This window comes from Nonomuraea sp. NPDC050783, from assembly GCF_040802095.1.
GTDB lineage: Bacteria > Actinomycetota > Actinomycetes > Streptosporangiales > Streptosporangiaceae > Nonomuraea.
Genome location: NZ_JBFAHK010000022.1, coordinates 98,844 through 119,116, shown reverse-complemented (window position 1 = coordinate 119,116; position 20,273 = coordinate 98,844). Strand labels below are relative to the sequence as shown.

Genomic DNA, 20,273 nt, shown 5'->3' with positions numbered 1-20,273 from the left:
ATCCTTCACCCATGCGCTACATCGCGATCGGAGCGGGAGCCGTCGGCGGCCCCGTACCGTCCCGCCCGGACGACGTGCTGATCCTGGCCACCAAGCCCCAGGACACGCCGGCCGCGATCGACGGCCGGCCCCGCGACCTGCCCGCGGTGTGCGCCCAGAACGGAGTCGCCGACGAGCGCGCCCTCCTGCGCCACTTCCGCGCGTCCCCGACGTGATGCGCTGGAAGCACGGCAAGCTGCTCGGCAACCTGGCCAACGCGGTCGAAGCCGACCGGCACGCCCGCGAGAAGCCGCCGCCCGCCTCGATGCCGCTGGAGCGGCTGACCGCGCTCATCGACGAGCGTTGCGCAGCCTGATCCCGCTGAACTCCAGCGTGCTGGCCGTCACCTCCTTCCAGAACCTCCACAGGTCGGGCAGCACCCGTAGCTGGATGCCCGCCTCCTCGTGCAGCTCGAACAGGTCGCCGACCGGCTCCGGCGGGCCCAGCGGGTCCACCGGGACCGTGGCGACCACGGCGTGCGGCGGGTCGCCGATCGGCGTGAAGTCGGCGGCCGGCAGGCGGTAGGCGTACAGCCGGACGTCCCGCATCGCCTGGAGCCAGCAGTACTCCACGGCGTGCACGCGGTCGCCGCAGCCGGCGCCGACGATCCTGTCCCGGTCCGCCTCGGTGGTGCGCGGCCCCACCCACGCCATCGCGCGCGGGCAGGCACGCGGGAACCAGTAGTCGGGGCAGCGGTCGGCGCCGACCGCCCACACGTACGGCTCGGTCAGCGCGGTGGTCACCGCCACGTGCGGGACGAACCGCTCGATCGTCGGATCCTCGGAGAAGTGCAGCACCTGACCGGGCTCTGGTCTCATGGACGTCATCATCGCGCATACCCCTTCTCCCGCCGGGCAGTTGAGAGTCACTCTTACGACAAGGGGTGAGTTGGATGATTTTCCTGGGTCTGATCCTGGTCCTGCTCGCCGTCGGCGCCGGTGTCGTGGTCTTCACCGAGGAGACCACCAGGTACATCCTGTTCGGATACACCTTCGAGCTCAACCACGTCGAGATGTTCCTCGCCGGGGCGGTCACCGCGGCCGTCCTGCTGCTGGGGCTCTGGATGATGAGCTCGGGCGCGCGCCGCACGGCCAAGCAGCGCCGTAGCCTCCGCAACGCCAGGGCTGAGGCCTCCAGCCGGGTGGCCCGCCTGGAGGAGGAGAAGCGCGACCTGCAGCGCAAGCTCGAACGTGAGCACGCCGCCAAGCAGGTGCCCGCTCAGCGCGAGGCGGGGCGCCACTCCGCCGTGCCCGAGAGCGACCGCCTCGTGGCCCGCGACTCCGAGGACGCCCGGCGGTAACGCCTGGCGGTAACACCCGGCGGTAACACCGCTTCGCCGCTTCCGGCGCGAGGGCCATGAGCCGGCCCTCGCGCCGGAAGCATGCGGGCCACCGCACGGCTTCCTCCCGCGGCCCGGCGCCGGCCGGCACGAGGGGTGTAATCTGCGAGGCGATCTCATCATGCACCCGGAGGTCGCATGCCCCCCAAGCGTGGCCGTCCCATCGCGGTGAAGCTCCTCGTCCTGCTGCTCGTCCCCCTGCTGTCCCTGGCCGGCCTGTGGGCGTTCGCGGCGGGGCTGACCGGCGGCGACGGGCTGCGCCTGCTCGCGATCAACGACCTGGTCTCCAACGTGGCCACCCCCTCCGAGCAGGTGAGCGTCGAGCTGCAGAGGGAGCGGCTGGTCTCGGCCGAGTTCCTGGCCGCCACGCAGGCCGCCGGGCAGGGCGCCGGGCAGACCGGCACGCAGGGCGCCGGGCAGGGCAGCGCGCGGGGCGGCGGATCGAGCGGCGGGCCTGGCGCCGGCGAGGTCGCCGAGCAGCGGGGCCGTACCGACCGGGCCGTGGCGGCCTTCCGCGCCGGCTCCGGCGCCATGCGCGACCTGACGCCCGAGATGACGGCCCAGCTCACCGCGGTCAACGGCAAGCTCGGCCGGCTCGCCGACCTGCGCCGCGGCGTGGACACGCGCACGATGGCGCCACTCGACGCCATCGACGGCTACAACCAGGTCGCCGACGCCTTCTTCCGCATGTACGACACGATGGTCCTGGTGCCCGACATGGCGCTCTACCGGCAGGCCAAGGCCGTGATCATGCTCGGCGAGGCGATGGACGTGTTGTCGCGGCAGCGGGCGGTCATCGCCACCGTGCTCGCCGCGGGCCGGGTGCAGCCCCGCGAGCGCGAGGCGTTCACCGGGATGGTGGCGACCCGCCGGATGTTGTTCAGGCAGGCGCTGTCCTACCTCGACGGCAAGCTGCGCGGCCCGTACGAGAAGCTGGCCGCCTCGCCCGTCTACCAGGAGTTCCTGGCGACCGAGGACACCATCAGGAGCCGGCCGGCCGACTCCGGCCTGCCCGCCGAGGCCGCCACCTGGCCGGTCGACGCCCAGAACCTGTGGGTCGCGGCCGAGCGCGACCAGGCCCTGCTCACGAAGGGCATCACCGGCCGGGTCACGCCCACCGCCGTCGGCCTGCTGGTCAAGATCGGCGTGGCCGGCGGTGCGGGCCTGCTCGCGGTCGTCGCCTCGCTGCTGCTCTCGCTGCGCTTCCGCCGCCGGCTGGTACGCGAGCTGGCCGGGCTGCGCGACGCCGCCACCGAGCTGGCCGAGGTGCGCCTGCCCGGCCTGGTCAAGCGGCTGCGTACCGACATCTCCAGGCCGTCGCCGGAGGAGGTCGCGCCGTTGCGGGTCACCACCTACAGCTCCGAGGTCGACGACATCGTCGCGGCGTTCAACCGGGTGCAGTCCACCGCCGTCGAGGCCGCCCTCGACCAGGCGCGGCTGCGGCACGGCGTCAACCAGGTCTTCGTCAACCTGGCCCGGCGCAACCAGTCGCTGCTGCACCGCCAGCTCCTGCAGCTCGACGGCATGGAACGGGCGACCGAGGAGCCCGACATGCTGGCCGACCTGTTCAAGCTCGACCACCTGACGACGCGCATGCGGCGGCACGCCGAGAGCCTGATCATCCTGTCCGACCAGACCCCCGGCCGCGGCTGGCGCAACCCGGTGCCGGTCCTCGACGTGCTGCGCGCCGCCGTGGCCGAGATCGAGGAGTACGAGCGGGTCGAGGTGTTCACCACGCCGGCGGTGTCGCTGCTGGGCTCGGCCGTCACCGACGTGGCCCACCTCATGGCCGAGCTGATCGAGAACGCCACCCTCTTCTCGCCGCCCCAGACCCGCGTGGACGTACGCAGCTCCGCCACGCCGCACGGCCTCGTGATCGAGGTCGAGGACCGCGGGCTCGGCCTGCCCCGCGCCGAGCTGGACGAGCTGAACGACCGGCTGGCCCACGCCCCCGAGTTCGACCTCGCGCGCAGCGACCAGCTCGGCCTGTTCGTGGTCGCCAGGCTGGCGGTCAGGCACGGCATCAAGGTGACCCTGACGCCCTCGCCCTACGGCGGCCTGACCGCGATGGTGGCCGTGCCGTCGTCGCTGCTGGCCGACCAGCCGGCCCTGGCCGGGCGGTAGGCCGGGCGGCACGTCAGGCGGCAGGTCAGGCGGTTGGCGGCAGGTACGCGATCGCGCCGGAGGCCCGGGCGGCCGTGGCGGCCATGAGCCGCGCGCGGGCGTGATCGGCCAGCAGCCGCCCGGCCTCCTCGACGGTGAAGAAGCCGTAGTCGTCCAGCTCCTCGGCCTGGAGCTTGATCGGGGCGTCCGAGGCCACCTCTCCGCAGTCGAACATGAAGTTGACCATCGGGTACGGCACCTGCGGCAGCCCGTCCACCCAGGCCACGGTCAGCAGCGCGCCGACCTCCACCGTCAGCCCCACCTCCTCGGCCACCTCGCGCGCGCAGGCCTGCGCGGGGTGCTCCCCGGCGTCGATGATGCCGCCGGGGAAGCTCCAGTGCTCGCGGTAGTTGGGGTCGACCAGCAGGACCCGGCCGCGCTCGTCGGTGATGTACGCGGCCGCCCCGGTGATCACCCGGTTGACCGTGGTCCAGAAATCGTTCACGGACGCACTATGGCAGGCCCGGACGATCACCCGCGTCAAAGGCGCAGGAACGGCTCGCCGAAGTGCGCGGTGGCCAGCACCGCCCGCTCGGCCCGCAGCCGCGCCAGCACCTCGGTGCGGGTGCGCGCCGCGCTCTCCTGGTCGTCGTCGTAGGCGTAGGGGATGCCGGGGTCGTCGAGCTGGACCGGGTGGAGCACGAGGTCGCCGGTCATCGCGAGGTCGCCGGCGCGGACGATCTGGTGGCCCGGGGTGTGGCCGGGGGCCAGGTGCGCGTACACGCCGGGCGCGACCTCGGCGGTGCCCTCGACGACCTGGAGCTGGTCCTTGATCGGGGCCACCAGCCGGTCGAGCGGGCCGGCCCCCGCGGCGTCCAGCTCGGCGCGCTGGAGCACGTGGCGCGCGTTCTCGAAGGCCGGGCGGCCGTCGTCGGTCACCACGCCGCTCGCGTGGTCGCTGTGCAGGTGGGTGAGGACGACGGTCTCGACGTCGGCCGGCGCGACGCCCACGGCGGCCAGCTCGCCCGCCAGCGTGCCGGGGACCGGCGCCCAGCTCGACGCCGGGGAGTCGGCGCCGCCGATGCCCGTGTCGACCAGCGTGAGGCGGCCCGTCGCGGACCGCAGCAGGTAGCAGTGGAAGTGCAGGACCCACGGCTCGTCCCGGAGCCCCGAACCGGGGAACATCTCGGGCAACGGGCGGCGGATCGCCGGCCCCATGGGGCCCACGGCGTCGCAGAGAGGGGTGACCTCGACGCCGGAGACGGTGATCGGTTGATGCGGCACGCCGACCAGACTAGGCCGCACCGGGCCGCACCGGGACCTCGCCGGGACCTCGCCGGGGCCGTCAGTCAGAGGGGGAAGGAACGATCAGGCGGCGACCGGCTGGCGCGGGGCGACGTACTCGTTCTCCAGGTCGGCGGCGTAGACCGCGCGGCAGCAGCTAGCGCACCGGTACATGATCGGGCCTTCGTCCAGCTCGTGGTGGCACTGCGGGCAGCGGTTGACGGTCTTCATGGTGGTGCTCCCCCAAGGAGTCTTCTCTTCTGTTCCTGTTCTATGGAACCCGCACCGGGTTGCAGGGGTCCTGCATGCCACTTGACACGATGACGCCGCCGCACCGGGGGTGCTGTGCCCAGCGAGACACCGGGCCGAGGTAATTTTCCACGCGGTCCGGTGCCGCGAAGAACATTGTCACGCGGTGTGTCGCCCGGCGGTGCGAAAAGAAGCGAGAACCGTCCCGGAATAGTCAAAGCGGGCTAGGCGTTTGATGGGTCGGATCGTGTGGTATGTTGCCACCAAGCGTTGAGCCCTAGCTCCGCGATCTTCATCCCAGCCCCGCCCCGGGTTCCGTCCCGAGGGCCCGGCTTCTTCATCATCTCGCCGGCCGCACGCGTGGTCCGGCACTCCTCCAAGAGGTTCACCATGTCTGTGCACACCATTCCGCTACAGCGCGCGGACTCCTCCGTCCGGCAGGTGAGCGGCCTCCTCGACGTTCGCGACAAGAACGCGTTCATCAGGGCCGCCCAGCTCCCCGGGCCGGGGGACGTACGCGTGCCCCCCGAGAAGATCAAGCAGTTCGGCCTGCGTCCCGGCGACCACGTCGTGGCCTCCTTCGCCGGCGGCAGGCTCGTCTCCGTCGAGTCCGTCAACGGCTCCGGCGACCGGCGCGAGCGGCCGGCCTTCGCCGACCTGGTCCCCGTCCATCCCGACGAGCGGCTGCGCGTCGAGACCGAGTCGCTCACCACGCGCGTCATCGACCTGTTCGCGCCCATCGGCAAGGGCCAGCGCGGCCTCGTCGTCGCTCCGCCCAAGGCCGGCAAGACGATGGTCCTGCAGGCGCTGGCCGCCGGGATCGCCCGCAACCACCCCGAGGTCCACCTGCTGGTGGTGCTGGTGGGCGAGCGGCCCGAGGAGGTCACCGAGATGCGCGCCACCATCCCCGGGGAGATCTTCTCCTCGACCTTCGACCACCCCGACCGCGACCACACCGCCGTCGCCGAGCTGGCCATCGAGCGGGCCAAGCGGCTCGTCGAGGACGGCCGCGACGTCGTGGTGCTGCTCGACTCGCTGACCCGGCTGGGCCGGGCCTACAACAACCTGGCGCCCGGCGGCGGCAGGGTGCTCACCGGCGGCATCGACGCCACCGCCCTCTACCCGCCCAAGCGCTTCTTCGGCGCCGCCCGCAACGTCGAGGGCGGCGGCTCCCTCACCATCCTCGCCACCGCGCTCGTGGACACCGGCTCGCGCATGGACAACAGCCTGTACGAGGAGTTCAAGGGCACCGGCAACATGGAGTTGCACCTCGTGCGCGAGCTGGCCGAGCAGCGGCTGTTCCCCGCCGTCGACCTCGACGCCTCCGGCACCCGGCGCGAGGAGATCCTGCTGCACCCGCAGGAGCGGCAGCTCATCTGGCGGCTGCGGCGCTCGCTCAGCGGCCTCGACCGGCAGCAGGCCACCCGGATGCTCCTCGACAAGCTGCGCGCCACCCCCTCCAACGCCGCCTTCCTGCTGGGCACGGCGGCCGCCGCCTGACAGCCGCCGGGCCGGCAGAAATACCGCTTTCGTCCGGCGGCATGACGCGGGAACGGCCGCGTGGCAGAGTGAATCGGAATGTATTCGAGACTCGCCGGGCGCGGTCCGCGTACAACTTCGGTGGGAGGTCAGCATGGCTACTCGTGCCGAGTTGTTGAACGCGCTGCACCGCGCGCAGGAGTTGTCGGACCGTCATTGGCATTCCCTGGACCGGCCGCTGCTGCAGATGTCGAGCGGCCGGACGTGGACGGGCCCGACCGCCGACAGGTTCGCCGATGACCTGGCGCACCAGCGCGCGGAGCTGTGGCGGGGGTTGCGCGGAGTCATCGACCACCTCCACGAGACGATCTCCGGCCTGACCGTGATGGGGCCGAGGGACGAATGACCTTCTCCTCGATCCATGCCGGAGAAATGCACCAGCTCGGGCACGGCGTGCAAAACGCGGGGAAAAGCCTGACCGAATGCGCGTCACACCTCCGAGCGATTCTGAACGAGGTCGGGCTCACGCATCCCGGAGTGGCGGCGATCGGCCGGATAGGGCAGTGGTTGACCGACCAGGCCCCCGACCTCTACCGGCGGCGCGACCTGGCGTACGAGGCCGAGAAGGTCGACGTCGACGTCTTCGGCAACCCCGTGCCCGGCGCGGTCGTCCCGGCCGGGATGACGCGGATCGACGAGTCCCGGATCATCCCGGCCACGGTGCGCGCCGAGGCGGCACAGGCCGCCCCGCTGTTCACGGCCGCCGCCCGCGGGGACGCCGGCGCGCTGGAGAAGCTCGCCACCTTCAAGGAACGCCTGTCCGATCCGCGGTTCGCCACCGCCCTCCTCGAACAACTCGGCCCGCGGGGCCTGCTCACGATCCCCGCCGCCATGGGGACGCGGGTACGCAAGGCGCTCGACGCCGACGACGATGCGGCGGCGGCCGTCCTGCGACGGCAGAACCGCGACGTCCTGTCCATGCTGAGCAAGGCACTCGCCACGGCCACCGACCCGGCCAGGAACGCGCGCCTCAGCCGGAAGTTCCTGGGTGAGCTGAGACAACAAGGACGCACGGAGATCCCGGCCCCGGACATGGGCGGCCTGACGAACCCGGGCTACTGGTCGCTCGGCCAGATCCTCGCCGCGGCGCCGCAGCAGGCGTACAGCGAGTGGTTCATGAAGAGCATCGGCCAGGACATGATCCGCTGGGACCGCGACTACCTCAAGCAGTACCGCGAACGTTTCCTGCCCAAGGACACCGACGCCTACAACCTGCCCGCCCCCATCGACACCCGCCCCTTCCAGGACTCCGACACCATCGGCGCCGCCGACCCGATCGCCGCGCTGACGACCGTCGCGGCCACCTCGCGCGAGCGCGCCCAGGCACTGCTCGGCGACAGGGATCTGCTGACGTACCTGATGAGCGGCCGGCGCCCGCAGTGGGCGATGGGCGACCACGGCGAGTCGCTGGGCACGGCCATGGAGGCCGCCATGAAGGGCACCGACGCCGACTCCAAACGGCTGGCGGTCATGGCCACCCAGATCCTCGCCGACGACGTGAAGCCGCACGTGTCGTTCAACGACACCGGAGAGATCGAGATCAAGAACCCCTCCGAACTCGACTGGCTCTCCGGCATCCGCGACAACATGGGCCGCATCCTCACCGAACACTCCGACGACGTCGTCAGTTCCTTCTACAAGAACTACGGGCGGGCGCAGGACAGTGAGCTCATGGGCATCGTCAACGGGCGGCCGATCGCCCAGTTCAGCCCTCCGGACATCGACCTCGTCCTGCTCGACGTGGCCGCCGACGAGAAGGGATATCAGGCATTGCTCTATGGGCAGATCGCGCACATGCGGGGCAGGATCGACCAGGCGATCGCGACGCACGACAACACTTTCCTGCGAAACGTGATCACAAATGATTCCAAGGCGCTCGGACACCTGCTTGAGGGACGTAAGCAGGCTCTGGTCGGTCGAGGCAAGGAGGCGGACGCAGCGGACGCGGCTTTCCGGAAACTGGTCGAGGGCGGCATCGGCCTCGTTCCCGTCCCCTTCGCCGGGCAGGTGGGGAAAATGGGGCTTGAAGCAGCCAGCAGCGTCTTCGAGAACTTCGTAAAGGACGGCTACACGAAGGCCGGAAACTGGCTCGTGGAACAGACCGGGCACGGCGGCGGGAAGGCAGCCAAAGGTTTCAATGTCGCCGCGTCCGACCAGAAGGCGGCCGAGCAGATGCTGAAACAGATGCTTGAATCGTCCTCTGTAGCCCACGAATACTACGATCGCGACGGCTTGGAGCAGCAACCTTTTGTCGAGGGCAACCCACCGCACGTCAAGGCTCCGCATCAGATGACCAGGTATGAGTACGACAACTTCGCGAGCTGGCTGGACCGCCATTCCAGAGTTCCCGATGATTTCGGAAGCGCCCAGACGAAGGTCAGGGTGGGCGCAGACGAGTTCAAGATCAACGTTATGGCCTCTGAACATAAGGCAGGGGACGATGACTAGACGGCGGACAGCACGGTTCTGCCTGGCCGCCTTGGTTCTTCTGACCGTTTCATGCACGCCCGACCATCCGAGCTTCACGCCTTCGCCTGCGCGCGGCGACGTCATCGACCGCCCTCCCTATCTGTGTTACTTCATTCCGCAGGCTGCAGTGGCCGAACTGACCGGCTACACCGGCCGGTACACAGCGGGCTCTGGCAAAAGTTCCGCCGCGGACAGTTGTGCGGTCACGAACGACGTGCAGAGCATCCTCCTCACAGGGTACGAGCGCGCAGCAGAACACAGCGTCATCGAAAAATGGATGCGAAACGGAGAGGAGAACGGGCGCGTCAGGCTTCCGCAGGAACTGGGCACAGGCTCGATAGACAGCTACGAGGTTCGCGGCTACCCGTTTCGTTCGGCCGGCGCCTTGTTCCGTTGTGGGGACGAGAACTCGCTCATCACCATCTACATCAAGAAGAATCCAGCGCGGAACCAGGACCACGACCTCGTCCAGCTCATGCGGATAGCCCAGCGGCGGTTCGCCGAGATGTTCAAGTGCAAGCCTGGTGGCCCACCACAGGGCTGAGGTGTCCCGGTGACGTCGGCCATCCGGCTCTGGCGGGATTCTGATCGCTTTCACCGGGCCTCGCCGCGCAGGATCTGCTCGAAGGTGTGTCTGGCGGTCGCGGTCAACGTCCATCTTGTTTCGTGGGCGGTCCGTCTGTCCCGGTCGGTACGGCGGACGAAGCCCTGACCGGCGATGCCGCACAGCTCGTACGTAACCCGGCAGCATTCGCACTCACACGTCCACGCAACCACGCGGATGCGCACCGCCCGTTGGGTTGGCTCGTACCAGGTCAGCACATGGTGATCCGGCAGAAGCGGCGCGACATGCGGTCCGTGGAAGTCGGGAGACTTCCCCTCATGCCGTGTCATGACGTCCTTCCCTCGAAGATCTCCACGAGGTCCTTGAGCGCGAGGCCGACTCGGTCCAGGACGAGCTCACGAAGGTGATCGCCCCCTGGAGGCAGCCGGTATCCGCAGTCCTCGAGCAAGGCCCTGATCCTGGACGCCAGAGGCTCGAAGCGTGGATCTGTGGTTATGCCGGCCATGGCCTTGGGCCTCCGCCTTCCTCTGAAGGGTTCACACGCGCACCGCTCCATCGATCTGGACGCGACACGTCTCACGCTAGCAAGGCATGGCCTGTCCGGTACATGGCTTGTCCTAGCCCGTGTTAGAGAAAGCCTAGGCCACTCAATAGCACGTAGTCGGCGGTGATGGCACGTATTAGGACATCTAGCATGCGGGTGTGCTCAACCCTCGAGGGCCCGTACCGCTCTATCGCCAGCTCGCCGACCTCCTGCGGCAGCGGATCGACAGCGGCGAGCTTCGACCGGGTGCGCTCGTACCGTCCGAAGCCGACCTCATGAGCGAGTTCGGCGTCGCGCGCATCACCGCCCGGCACGCGATCCGGGAGTTGCGCGATGCGGGCGTCATCTACACGATCAGGGGTGACGGCTCTTATGTGGGGCCGGAGAGCGCGGCGCGCCAGGTCAGGTCGGGATGGAGGTTCCAGGCGATCGCCGACGACCTGGCCGCGCGGGTCCGGGCCGGAGACTTCCAGCAGGACGTGCCGCTGCCATCCGAGACGCAGCTCGCACAGCACTACGAGGTGGCCAAAGGCACCGTTCGGCGGGCTCTGGCATTGCTCCGTGACCAGGGATTGGTGTTCACGGTGTCAGGCCGGGGCACCTACCCGTCTCCTCCCGAGTAGGAGGTCTTCGTCGTCGCCCGACTGGTCGTCAGGTCAGGAAATCCGCGCGACGATCTGGCCGGCCGGTGGCCGCATGTCGCCGAGGAGGTTCAACCGCCGGGAGCGAGGCGGGGTTCAGTGGCGGCCCGGGGTCCGGTCGCTGATGCTCGCGTGTGGTCCGATCCCGTACATGTCGGTGGATCCTGGCATCGGGTCTCGGGCCAGGGCGTGCGTGCACGAGAATGGGGGCGTGCTGGCCGACGTCGTCGAATACCTGGTGTGCCCGGTCTGTCGCGCGGACGTGCGGCTGGGCGGGGGCGCGCTGCGGTGTGCGCGTGGGCACGCCTTCGACGTGGCCCGGCAGGGGTACGTCAGCCTGCTGGTGGGCTCGCGGCCGCCGGGGACGGCCGACAGTGCGGCGATGGTGGCCGCCCGTGCCGCCTTTCTCGACGCCGGGCACTACGCGCCGCTCGCCGCCGCGCTCGCCGGTCTGGTACGGGAGGCGGTGGGGGAGAACGTTCCAACAGAACATGAGTCGATTACCGAAACGAATGACGGCGGCGGGTTGAGGGCGTACCGTGGGGCGGGAATGGAGGCCGGTCGCGGCGTGGGGTCAGTAAAAGGTCCTGTGCCTGGCCGGAACGGCGCCGAGGGTCGCCGCGCGGAGGGCAGGTCCGCGCCGGTGGTCGTCGACGCGGGCACGGGCACCGGGCACTACCTGGCGGCCGTGCTCAATGCCGTGAGCGATGGCATCGGGATGGCGTTCGATGTGTCGAAACACGCAGTACGCCGGGCGGCGCGGGTGCATCCGAGGGCTGGGGCGTTCGTGGCCGACGTCTGGAGGCCGCTTCCCATCAAGGATGGAGTGGCGGACGTGGTGATCGACGTCTTCGCGCCCAGGAACGGCCCCGAGTTCGGCCGGATCCTGCGGCCGGGCGGCGTTGCGGTGGTCGTCACGCCGGCCGCCGAGCACCTGAGCCCGCTGGTGGAGGGGCTGGGGTTGCTCGCCGTGGACGACGACAAGGAGCGCCGGGTGGCACGGAGCATGGAGGGCTTCGCGCCTGCCGGGCGGCGTACCGTCGCGTTCGACATGGAGCTGGACGCCGACGGGATCGCGCAGGTCGTCGGGATGGGCCCGAGTGCGTGGCACACCGACGCGGCCGAGCTCGACGCCCGCATCGCGGCATATGTCGCGCGAAAAGGCGAGAAAGTGGTAACACGCGCGGCGTTTCATCTGTCTATCTTCGAGCCCGCACCCCCTTCAAGACCTGTTCCTTGACGGGCGCGTGTGACTGGTGTTACTGATGGGGTATTTAGTCCGAAATTCCCCCACATTTCCCAAGTATTTCTCCCAGACAGGCGCAATACTGGACGGCATCCCGAGCCCGGAGGCGCGGGACATCAACGGGAGGGGGCGCGCCGCATGAAGGCGGAGGAACGCTGGCAGGCCAGGTTCCGGGCCTCGCGCATGACGCTGCCGTTCTGGGCCCGCCAGGCACCCAACCGCTCCATCTACCGCTCCAACGCCACCGGGAAGTGGGAGGTCTACGCCTGGGACCGCGGCACCGGCGCCGTCCGGCAGGTCACCGACCGGCTGAAGGGCACGGCGTACGCGGCCATCGACCCGACCGGCCAGTGGATCTACTGGTTCGCCGACACCGAGGGCGACGAGTTCGGCGTGTGGTGGCGCCAGCCGTTCACCGGCGGCCCGGACGAGCCGGTCGCCCCCGCCCTGCCCCCGGGACAGCCCGGCGGCATCGCGCTGTCCACGACCGGCGTCGCCGCGATCAGCTGGGCCAGCGAGGGCACCTTCCGCATCCACCTGGTCCGCGACGGCGAGCCGTTCCGGAAGTTGTACGAGCACACCGAGGCCGCCTGGGTGGCCGACATGTCGCTCGACGGCTCCCTCATCGCCATCAACCACGGCGAGTACGGCGACTTCCGGCATCCGGCGCTACGCGTCGTCCGTCCCGACGGCGAGGTCGTCGGCGAGCTGTACGACGGCCCCGGCAAGGGCGTGATCGGCCTCGGCTTCGCCCCCGTGCCGGGCGACCGCCGGCTGCTCGCCCTGCACGAGCGCCGCCACCGCCACGAGCCTGTGGTCTGGGACCCGGCCACCGGCGAGCAGCGCGAGATCTGGCTGAAGGACTCCGGCGACCTGGACGCCGACTGGTACCACGACGGCCGCGCCCTGCTCATCAGGCGCGACGACCGGGCCCGCAGCTACCTGCACCGCTACGACCTGGCCGGCGGCACGCTCACCGCCATCGAGACCCCGCACGGCGTCATCGACGAGGCCGCGCCCCGGCCCGGGGGCCACGTCGAGTACTCGTGGTCCAGCGCGTCCCGGCCGCCGATCATCCGCTCCACCAACGGCCAGGTCGTGCTCAACCCCGGCGGCCCGGCCGCGCCGCCCAGCGTGCCGGTCGAGGACCTCGACGTCGAGGGCGAGGGCGGCCGGGTGCACGCGCTGATCTCCAAGCCGGAGAGCGGCGGCGCGCCCTACCCCACCGTCTTCCTGCTGCACAGCGGGCCGCACCAGCACGACCGCGACGCCTTCTCGCCCGAGGTCGCGGCCTGGGTGGACGCCGGCTTCGCGGTCGTGCGGGTCAACTACCGCGGCTCCACCGGCTACGGCACCGCCTGGCGCAACGCCCTGCACGGCGACGTGGGCCACATCGAGCTGGCCGACATCGCGGCCGTGCGCCGGCGGGTGGTCGAGCGCGGCATCGCCGACCCCAACCGGCTGGTGCTGGCCGGGGCGGCGTGGGGTGGCCACCTCGCGCTGCTCGGCCTCGGCACGCAGCCCGGCCTGTGGGCCGCCGGCATCGCGGCCGCGCCGATCGCCTGCCACCAGACGTCGTACGAGGACGAGGTCGAGAGCCTGCGCGCCTACCACCGGGCGCTGTTCGGCGGCTCGCCCGACGAGCAGCCCGAGCGGTACGCCGCCGGGTCGGCGATCACGTACGTGGAGCAGGTGAGCAGCCCGCTGCTGATCCTGGCGGGCGAGAACGACACGCGCTGCCCGTTCCGGCAGATCGAGAAGTACGTGGCCAAGCTGGCCGAGCACGGGCGCGAGCACGAGGTGTACATCTACGACGCCATCCGGGGCTCGATGGTGGAGTCCGAGCGGATCGCGCAGATCGCGTTGCAGCTCGAATTCGCGAAACGGCATGTCAAGATGCGCTGATGGCTGACATGTCGTAAAGAGTTGGCGCTGCCGGATGGCTTGATCGTCGGCCGCCGGCACTGCCAGCATCGCGCGGAGCGCCGTTCGGCTCCGGGGGCGTCGTCGAGCAGCACACCGTCCGCGGACCCGCGGCCGGCAGCACACCGTCCGCGCCGGGACGCGCCGGGATGCGCCGGGACGCGCCGGGACGCGCCGCTCGTCCGCCCGGGACGCGCTGGTCCGTCCCCTTCGGGATGTGCCGGTCCGTCCCTGCCTGGAACGTACGGTCTCGCCCCGCCCGGCCACGCCCTCCCGGCCCGCCGCCGCTCGGTCCTGCCCCGACCGGCGAGCCCGCCGTCTGGAGGGCGGGCCGGCGGAGGGCCCCCTCACCACCGGCCCCCTGCCCCGGGGAGAGCGGCCCCGGCTGAGTCCCACCACACCCCAGAACCCGTCGGAGACCGACCGCGCGGGCGGTGCGGGCTGGTCGGCGCGGAGGAGCGGAGAGCAGCCGGACGGGCGGTGGCGGTGTGGGTCAGCGGGCGCGGAGGACGACGATGGCGAGGTCGTCGGCGCTCGGCTCGGTGGCGAACTCGGCCACCCCCCGCCGGATGCGCTCGGCCACCGCGCGGGCCGACAGCCCGGCGCACTCGCCCAGCATCCTGGCCAGCCCGCCGTCGTCGTCGAGGAGCCGCCGGCCGTTGCGCCGCTCGGTCACGCCGTCGGTCACGGCCAGCAGCACGTCGCCGTGGTCGAGGTGGACGGTGTCGGACTCGAAGACGACCTCGTGGAAGACGCCGAGCAGCGACTGCGGCGTGGTCACCGCCTCGACCGTGCCGTTGGCGCGCAGCCGCAGCGCCTCGGGGTGCCCGGCCGACACCAGCCGCACCTCCAGCCCGCTCTCCACGGGCGTGATGTCACCGTGCAGCAGCGTCAGGAACCGGGCCCGCTCGCCCTCCTCCAGGATCGCCTGGTTGAGCCGCCCGAGCACGGCGGCCACGCCGTAGCCCTCCCTGGCCAGCAGCCGCAGCGTGTGCCTGGCCAGGCCGGTCACGGCGGCGGCCTCGGGCCCGGTGCCGCAGACGTCGCCGATGGCGAAGCGCCAGGAGTCGTCGCCCGCCTTGAACAGGTCGTAGAAGTCGCCGCCGACCTCGTTGGCCTCGCCCGCGGGCTCGTAGATGACGCCGTAGTCGAGCCCCGGCACCTCGGGCTCGTTGGGTGGCAGCAGGCTGCGCTGGAGCGCGCGGTTGGCGGCGGCCTGCTGGGCGTACAGGCGGGCGTTGTCCATGGCCAGCGCGGCGCGCCTGCCGATGTCCTCGGCGAACTGGATGACCTCGTCGGGGAAGCGGTCGGGCCGGCCCAGGCACATCATGCCGAGGCCGCGGCCACGCGCCGTGAGCGGCACGGCCAGCACTTGGGAGTCGGGCAGGTGGATGAGCGAGGGGACGCGGTCGTCGGCGGCCGTGACGTCCGTGCCGGCCAGTTGGTCGCGCAGCGCGTCGATGCGGGCCTCGTCGGCGTGCCAGAGGTAGACCAGCCGCAGCGGCCCGGCGTCGCCGTCGGAGGTGTAGACCGCGCACCAGCTCGACAGCCGCGGCACCACGATCTGGGCGATGATGGCGGGCACCATGTCGGGGTTGAGGGTGCCCGCCAGCAGGTCGCTCGCGTCGGCCAGGAACCCCAGCCAGTGCGGCCCGCGGGCGCTCTCGTCCAGCCGCTCGGCTGTCACTCTGTCCACGGAGCCAGGTAGCGTGAGCCTTGCCCAGTGGATACGGGAATCGCCCCGGTAGGTGATTCCCCACTCCTCGACGTTCGTGGAAGGAGCTTTAGGATCGCCCGGGGAGGCGAGGTGCTGGCGGAACTCGACCTGCACAGCATCCCCAAAATGCTTCCAAACAACCTCAAACGGCTCGTCAGCGACCTGTTCCGCCAAATCGCCCGCGACCTGCTCGGCGGTGTGCAGCACGCCACCGGTGGCCCACGCGGTCATCACCTCGCGCGTGAACCTCATCGCAGCCGTCACAGCGGTCTCACCAGGTGCGAACGTCGCGGCGAGCACCGCTTGAGGAGAAGCAGTCATCCCAACGTGCCTACCACACTTCCCACTGACTTGGGGTAAATCCAAGGACAGGACTACGAGCTACTCATCGTGACAGACTTGAATCACTCGCCGAGGCCCAGAGCGAGTGAAGGAGGCCCCATGACCACGGCCAAGGCCGCGCCGACCCCGGAGGAGAGGACTTACACCGAGTCCGATCTCGTGCCCATCCTGGAGACCCTCTTCTCGTGGCGTGACGGCGACTTCCGGCGGCGGGTGCCTCATGCTCCTCCTGGGATCCTGAGCGAGGTGCGGCTGCTGCTGAACGAGGTGGCCGATCGCCGTGAGCACCTCGCCAACGAGCTGGTCCGCGTGCGCAAGGAAGTGGTCAAGGAGGGTCGCTTCAGCGAGCGGCTGACGCCCGGCCCCGGCGTCGGGGCCTGGGCCGAGAGCGTGGAGTCGGTCAACATGCTGATCGACGCGCTGGTGAGCCCGGTCAGCGGGGCGGCCGACGTCATCGACGCGGTCGCCAAGGGTGACCTGTCGCGCCGCATCGACCTCGACCGTTCGGCCCGCGGCGAGGTGCGCCGCCTGGGCAAAGCCATCAACGGCATGGTCGACCAGCTCGCGCTGTTCAACTCCGAGGTGACGCGGGTGGCCCGCGAGGCCGGCACCGAGGGCCGGCTGGGCGGCAGCGCCAACCTGCGGGGCATGTCGGGGAGCTGGCGCGACCTCACCGAGGCCGTCAACACGATGTCCTCGCGCGTGGCGGCCCAGGTGCGCGACATCGCCGTGGTGACCACGGCGGTGGCCAAGGGCGACCTGAGCCGCAAGGTCACGGTCGACGCCGTGGGCGAGATGTTCGAGCTGAAGAACACCGTCAACACGATGGTCGACCAGTTGTCCGGCTTCGCCGAGGAGGTCACCCGCGTGGCCCGCGAGGTCGGCACCGAGGGCCAGCTCGGCGGCCAAGCCCAGGTCACCGGTGTGTCCGGCGTCTGGAAGGACCTCACCGACAACGTCAACTTCATGGCCAACAACCTCACCAGCCAGGTACGCAGCATCGCGACCGTGGCGACGGCCGTGGCCCAGGGCAACCTGTCGAAGAAGATCACCGTTGACGCGCAGGGCGAGATCCTCCAGCTCAAGGACACCCTCAACACGATGGTCGACCAGCTCTCGTCCTTCGCCGACGAGGTCACCCGCGTGGCCCGCGAGGTCGGCACGGAAGGCAAGCTCGGCGGCCGCGCCGAGGTGAAGGGCGTGTCGGGCGTCTGGAAGGACCTCACCGACAACGTCAACTCGATGGCCAACAACCTCACCTACCAGGTACGCAACATCGCCCAGGTCACCACGGCGGTGGCCAACGGCGACCTCACCCGCAAGATCGACGTGGACGCCCAGGGCGAGATCCTGGAGCTCAAGTCGACCATGAACACGATGGTCGACCAGCTCTCCTCGTTCGCCTCCGAGGTGACCCGCGTGGCCCGCGAGGTCGGCACCGAGGGCCAGCTCGGCGGCCAGGCCCAGGTGCGCGGCGTGTCCGGTGTCTGGAAGGACCTCACCGACAACGTCAACTCGATGGCCAACAACCTCACCTCGCAGGTGCGCCAGATCGCGGCCGTCTCGTCCGCGGTGGCGCAGGGCAACCTGTCGAAGAAGATCACCGTCGATGCCCAGGGCGAGATGTTGCAGCTCAAGGACACCCTCAACACGATGGTGGACCAGCTCTCGTCCTTCGCCGACGAGGTCACCCGGGTGGCCCGCGAGGTCGGCACCGAGGGCAAGCTGGGCGGCCAGGCCCGGGTGCAGGGCGTGTCGGGCGTCTGGAAGGACCTCACCGACAACGTCAACTCGATGGCCAACAACCTCACCTACCAGGTCCGCAACATCGCCGAGGTGACCACCGCGGTCGCCAACGGCGACCTCACCCGCAAGATCGACGTGGACGCCCAGGGCGAGATCCTGGCGCTGAAGACCACCATCAACCGCATGGTGGACCAGCTCTCCTCCTTCGCCGCCGAGGTCACCCGGGTCGCCCGCGAGGTCGGCTCGGAGGGCCAGCTCGGCGGCCAGGCCCGGGTCGAGGGCGTCGAGGGCACCTGGAAGCGGCTCACCGAGAGCGTCAACGAGCTGGCCGGCAACCTCACCACGCAGGTACGCGCCATCGCCACCGTCACCAGCGCCGTGGCCCGCGGCGACCTCACCCGCTCGATCGCGGTCGAGGCGCAGGGCGAGCTGGCGGAGCTGAAGGACAACATCAACTCGATGGTGGCCAACCTCCGCGAGACCACCCAGGCCAACCAGGAGCAGGACTGGCTCAAGTCCAACCTGGCCCGCATCTCCCGGCTCATGCAGGGCCACCGCGACCTGTTCGAGGTGGCCAAGCTGACGATGAGCGAGCTGACGCCGCTGGTGTCGGCCCGCTACGGCGCCTTCTACGGCATCGACCCCGAGGGCGACCACGAGCTGGTGCTGATCGGCGGCTACGGCGTGCGCCCCGACCGGGCGCCGCGCCGGCGCTTCGCGATCGGCGAGGGCATCGTCGGCCAGGCCGCGGCCGAGGGCCGGCACATCGTGCTCGACGACGTGCCGCCGCAGTTCATCACGATCGACAGCGGGCTCAGCCGGTCCACGCCCGCGCAGATCGTGGTGCTGCCGATCCTGTTCGAAAACCGCGTGCTCGGCGTGCTGGAGCTGGCCTCGTTCACGCCGTTCGGCGAGGTGCACCTCGACTTCCTGCGGCAGCTCGTCGAGACCATCGGCGTCACGATGAACACCATCATCGCCAACTCCCGCACCGAGGACCTTCTCACCGAGTCCCAGCGCCTCACCCGCGAGCTGCAGGAACGCTCCGACGAGCTGCAGCGCCAGCAGGAGGAGCTGCGCAGGTCCAACGCCGAGCTGGAGGACAAGGCGGCGCTGCTGGCCAAGCAGAACCGCGCCATCGAGATCCAGAACTTCCAGATCGAGCAGGCCCGCCGCACGCTGGAGGAGCGCGCCGAGCAGCTCGCGGTCTCCTCGCGCTACAAGTCCGAGTTCCTCGCGAACATGTCGCACGAGCTGCGCACCCCGCTCAACAGCCTGCTGGTGCTGGCCAAGCTGCTCACCGAGAACGCCGAGGGCAACCTGACCTCGCAGCAGGTCGAGTTCGCCCGCACCATCCACAGCGCGGGCTCGGCGCTGCTGCAGCTCATCAACGACATGCTGGACCTGTCGAAGGTCGAGGCGGGCCGGATGGACATCCATCCGATCCAGGTGTCGCTGCCGAAGATGGTCGACCTGCTGGAGGCCGCGTTCGCGCCGCTGGCCCAGGACAAGGGGCTGACGCTCACGGTCGACATCGAGGACGACGTGCCGCACGAGCTGCGCGCCGACGAGCAGCGGCTGCAACAGGTGCTGCGCAACCTGCTGTCGAACGCGGTGAAGTTCACGCCGCGGGGCGAGGTCAAGCTGCGCGTGTCGATGGCGCCCCCGGGCGTCGACTTCGACGACGACACCCTGCACGACGCCCGCGACCTGCTGGCCTTCCAGGTGATCGACACCGGCATCGGCATCGCGCCCGACAAGCGGGACGTCATCTTCGAGGCGTTCCGCCAGGCCGACGGCACCACCAGCCGCAAGTACGGCGGCACCGGCCTCGGCCTGGCCATCTGCCGGGACATCGCCCGGCTGCTCGGCGGCGAGATCCACGTGGACAGCGAGCTGGGCAAGGGCAGCACGTTCACGCTCTACCTGCCGGCCACCTACACCGGCCCGCTGGCCGCCACCGACGGCGGCGTGGCCCGCCGGCAGTTCATGAGCCCGCCCTCCGACGAGCCGGCGGCCCTCCCCGAGCCGCCGCTGCCGCTCGACCTGCCGATGCCGGAGCTGGTAGAGCCCCCGGTCGAGACCCCGCCGCAGTGGCAGGGCGACGACCCGCTCAACGGCGCCAAGATCCTCATCGTGGACGACGACATCCGCAACGTGTTCGCGCTGACCAGCGTGCTGGAACGGCACGGCTCGACGGTCGTCTACGCTGAGAACGGCCGGGAGGGGATCGAACAGCTCGAACGGAACGAGGACGTCGCACTCGTGCTGATGGACATCATGATGCCCGAGATGGACGGCTGGGCGACCACCTCGGCCATCCGGCGCATGCCGCAGTTCGCCGACCTGCCGATCATCGCGCTCACCGCCAAGGTCATGCGCGGCGACCGCGAGAAGAGCATCGCCTCGGGCGCCTCCGACTACGTCCCGAAGCCCGTGGACGTGGACCGGCTGCTCGAACGCCTGCGGGGCTGGCTCAGCCGCGGCAAGGGCGCCACATCCGAGTCCTCAGCCGAAGGGGCGTGAT

The 20,273-nt window shown here is 70.4% G+C and carries 18 protein-coding genes; 12 read left to right on the top strand and 6 right to left on the bottom strand.

Annotated elements, in window-relative coordinates; all coding sequences use genetic code 11:
• Window positions 1–11 precede the first annotated feature (11 nt).
• Together AB0H75_RS40320 and AB0H75_RS40315 are read left to right on the top strand one after the other, a co-directional pair.
• Window positions 12–215 carry a hypothetical protein gene (locus tag AB0H75_RS40320; protein WP_367805372.1) on the top strand — a complete coding sequence of 68 codons (204 nt, stop codon included), beginning with the start codon at window positions 12–14 and terminating at the stop codon, window positions 213–215.
• Window positions 212–355 (top strand): hypothetical protein, encoded by a 144-nt coding sequence (locus tag AB0H75_RS40315; protein WP_367805370.1) that lies wholly within the window; start codon window positions 212–214, stop codon window positions 353–355. Before AB0H75_RS40320 ends, AB0H75_RS40315 begins: the two co-directional genes overlap by 4 nt.
• Here the strand turns inward: AB0H75_RS40315 and AB0H75_RS40310 are convergent.
• Complete coding sequence (locus tag AB0H75_RS40310) at window positions 330–857, bottom strand: DUF6886 family protein (protein ID WP_367805368.1); 528 nt, start codon at window positions 855–857, stop codon at window positions 330–332. The two genes, AB0H75_RS40315 and AB0H75_RS40310, sit on opposite strands and share 26 nt — an antisense overlap.
• Before the next feature lie 74 nt (window positions 858–931).
• Here AB0H75_RS40310 and AB0H75_RS40305 point away from each other — a divergent pair, with 74 nt between their 5' ends.
• Together AB0H75_RS40305 and AB0H75_RS40300 are read left to right on the top strand one after the other, a co-directional pair.
• The gene (locus AB0H75_RS40305) at window positions 932–1,339 is read left to right on the top strand and encodes a hypothetical protein (protein WP_367805366.1); all 408 of its coding nucleotides are present in this window, start codon (window positions 932–934) and stop codon (window positions 1,337–1,339) included.
• Between the two features lie 177 nt (window positions 1,340–1,516).
• Window positions 1,517–3,502: a nitrate- and nitrite sensing domain-containing protein gene (locus AB0H75_RS40300; RefSeq protein ID WP_367805364.1), complete on the top strand. Its 1,986-nt coding sequence runs from the start codon at window positions 1,517–1,519 to the stop codon at window positions 3,500–3,502.
• 25 nt (window positions 3,503–3,527) lie between these two features.
• Here AB0H75_RS40300 and AB0H75_RS40295 read toward each other — a convergent pair whose 3' ends face one another.
• From AB0H75_RS40295 to AB0H75_RS40285, 3 genes are all read right to left on the bottom strand, one after another.
• The gene (locus tag AB0H75_RS40295) at window positions 3,528–3,986 is read right to left on the bottom strand and encodes an NUDIX domain-containing protein (RefSeq protein ID WP_367805362.1); all 459 of its coding nucleotides are present in this window, start codon (window positions 3,984–3,986) and stop codon (window positions 3,528–3,530) included.
• A 35-nt stretch (window positions 3,987–4,021) separates the two neighbouring features.
• The gene (locus AB0H75_RS40290) at window positions 4,022–4,765 is read right to left on the bottom strand and encodes an MBL fold metallo-hydrolase (protein ID WP_367805360.1); all 744 of its coding nucleotides are present in this window, start codon (window positions 4,763–4,765) and stop codon (window positions 4,022–4,024) included.
• Window positions 4,766–4,849: 84 nt separating this feature from the next.
• Window positions 4,850–4,996: a hypothetical protein gene (locus AB0H75_RS40285; RefSeq protein ID WP_367805358.1), complete on the bottom strand. Its 147-nt coding sequence runs from the start codon at window positions 4,994–4,996 to the stop codon at window positions 4,850–4,852.
• A gap of 408 nt (window positions 4,997–5,404) precedes the next feature.
• Between AB0H75_RS40285 and rho the strand changes: the two genes are divergently transcribed.
• The 4 genes from rho (at window position 5,405) to AB0H75_RS40265 (ending at window position 9,566) form a co-directional block, all read left to right on the top strand.
• The gene (gene rho / locus AB0H75_RS40280; RefSeq protein ID WP_367805356.1) at window positions 5,405–6,514 is read left to right on the top strand and encodes a transcription termination factor Rho; all 1,110 of its coding nucleotides are present in this window, start codon (window positions 5,405–5,407) and stop codon (window positions 6,512–6,514) included.
• 133 nt (window positions 6,515–6,647) lie between these two features.
• Complete coding sequence (locus AB0H75_RS40275; RefSeq protein ID WP_367805354.1) at window positions 6,648–6,899, top strand: hypothetical protein; 252 nt, start codon at window positions 6,648–6,650, stop codon at window positions 6,897–6,899.
• Window positions 6,896–9,001 carry a hypothetical protein gene (locus tag AB0H75_RS40270; RefSeq protein WP_367805352.1) on the top strand — a complete coding sequence of 702 codons (2,106 nt, stop codon included), beginning with the start codon at window positions 6,896–6,898 and terminating at the stop codon, window positions 8,999–9,001. Before AB0H75_RS40275 ends, AB0H75_RS40270 begins: the two co-directional genes overlap by 4 nt.
• Window positions 8,994–9,566 (top strand): hypothetical protein, encoded by a 573-nt coding sequence (locus tag AB0H75_RS40265; RefSeq protein ID WP_367805350.1) that lies wholly within the window; start codon window positions 8,994–8,996, stop codon window positions 9,564–9,566. Before AB0H75_RS40270 ends, AB0H75_RS40265 begins: the two co-directional genes overlap by 8 nt.
• A gap of 50 nt (window positions 9,567–9,616) precedes the next feature.
• Here the strand turns inward: AB0H75_RS40265 and AB0H75_RS40260 are convergent, their stop codons facing one another.
• Window positions 9,617–9,916 carry a hypothetical protein gene (locus tag AB0H75_RS40260; protein WP_367805348.1) on the bottom strand — a complete coding sequence of 100 codons (300 nt, stop codon included), beginning with the start codon at window positions 9,914–9,916 and terminating at the stop codon, window positions 9,617–9,619.
• 373 nt (window positions 9,917–10,289) lie between these two features.
• Between AB0H75_RS40260 and AB0H75_RS40255 the strand changes: the two genes are divergently transcribed.
• From AB0H75_RS40255 to AB0H75_RS40245, 3 genes are all read left to right on the top strand, one after another.
• Entirely contained in the window at window positions 10,290–10,754 is a 465-nt protein-coding gene (locus AB0H75_RS40255; RefSeq protein WP_367805346.1) for a GntR family transcriptional regulator, read from the top strand.
• Window positions 10,755–10,983: 229 nt separating this feature from the next.
• Entirely contained in the window at window positions 10,984–12,012 is a 1,029-nt protein-coding gene (locus AB0H75_RS40250; protein WP_367805344.1) for a putative RNA methyltransferase, read from the top strand.
• 144 nt (window positions 12,013–12,156) lie between these two features.
• Window positions 12,157–13,923: a prolyl oligopeptidase family serine peptidase gene (locus tag AB0H75_RS40245; RefSeq protein WP_367805342.1), complete on the top strand. Its 1,767-nt coding sequence runs from the start codon at window positions 12,157–12,159 to the stop codon at window positions 13,921–13,923.
• A gap of 511 nt (window positions 13,924–14,434) precedes the next feature.
• Here AB0H75_RS40245 and AB0H75_RS40240 read toward each other — a convergent pair.
• On the bottom strand, window positions 14,435–15,637 hold the full coding sequence (locus tag AB0H75_RS40240) for a PP2C family protein-serine/threonine phosphatase (RefSeq protein WP_367805340.1): 1,203 nt from the start codon (window positions 15,635–15,637) through the stop codon (window positions 14,435–14,437).
• 462 nt (window positions 15,638–16,099) lie between these two features.
• Between AB0H75_RS40240 and AB0H75_RS40235 the strand changes: the two genes are divergently transcribed.
• Window positions 16,100–20,272 (top strand): HAMP domain-containing protein, encoded by a 4,173-nt coding sequence (locus AB0H75_RS40235; RefSeq protein ID WP_367805338.1) that lies wholly within the window; start codon window positions 16,100–16,102, stop codon window positions 20,270–20,272.
• Window position 20,273 lies beyond the last annotated feature (1 nt).

Excerpts from the sequence above, each read along its gene's own strand:
- AB0H75_RS40285 (WP_367805358.1), bottom strand. The coding sequence starts at position 4,996 with ATGAAGACCGTCAACCGCTGCCCGCAGTGCCACCACGAGCTGGACGAA.
- AB0H75_RS40310 (WP_367805368.1), bottom strand. The coding sequence starts at position 857 with ATGAGACCAGAGCCCGGTCAGGTGCTGCACTTCTCCGAGGATCCGACG.
- AB0H75_RS40270 (WP_367805352.1), top strand. The coding sequence starts at position 6,896 with ATGACCTTCTCCTCGATCCATGCCGGAGAAATGCACCAGCTCGGGCAC.
- AB0H75_RS40300 (WP_367805364.1), top strand. The coding sequence starts at position 1,517 with ATGCCCCCCAAGCGTGGCCGTCCCATCGCGGTGAAGCTCCTCGTCCTG.
- AB0H75_RS40320 (WP_367805372.1), top strand. The coding sequence starts at position 12 with ATGCGCTACATCGCGATCGGAGCGGGAGCCGTCGGCGGCCCCGTACCG.
- AB0H75_RS40235 (WP_367805338.1), top strand. The coding sequence starts at position 16,100 with ATGACCACGGCCAAGGCCGCGCCGACCCCGGAGGAGAGGACTTACACC.
- AB0H75_RS40275 (WP_367805354.1), top strand. The coding sequence starts at position 6,648 with ATGGCTACTCGTGCCGAGTTGTTGAACGCGCTGCACCGCGCGCAGGAG.
- rho (WP_367805356.1), top strand. The coding sequence starts at position 5,405 with ATGTCTGTGCACACCATTCCGCTACAGCGCGCGGACTCCTCCGTCCGG.
- AB0H75_RS40260 (WP_367805348.1), bottom strand. The coding sequence starts at position 9,916 with ATGACACGGCATGAGGGGAAGTCTCCCGACTTCCACGGACCGCATGTC.
- AB0H75_RS40245 (WP_367805342.1), top strand. The coding sequence starts at position 12,157 with ATGAAGGCGGAGGAACGCTGGCAGGCCAGGTTCCGGGCCTCGCGCATG.
- AB0H75_RS40305 (WP_367805366.1), top strand. The coding sequence starts at position 932 with ATGATTTTCCTGGGTCTGATCCTGGTCCTGCTCGCCGTCGGCGCCGGT.
- AB0H75_RS40265 (WP_367805350.1), top strand. The coding sequence starts at position 8,994 with ATGACTAGACGGCGGACAGCACGGTTCTGCCTGGCCGCCTTGGTTCTT.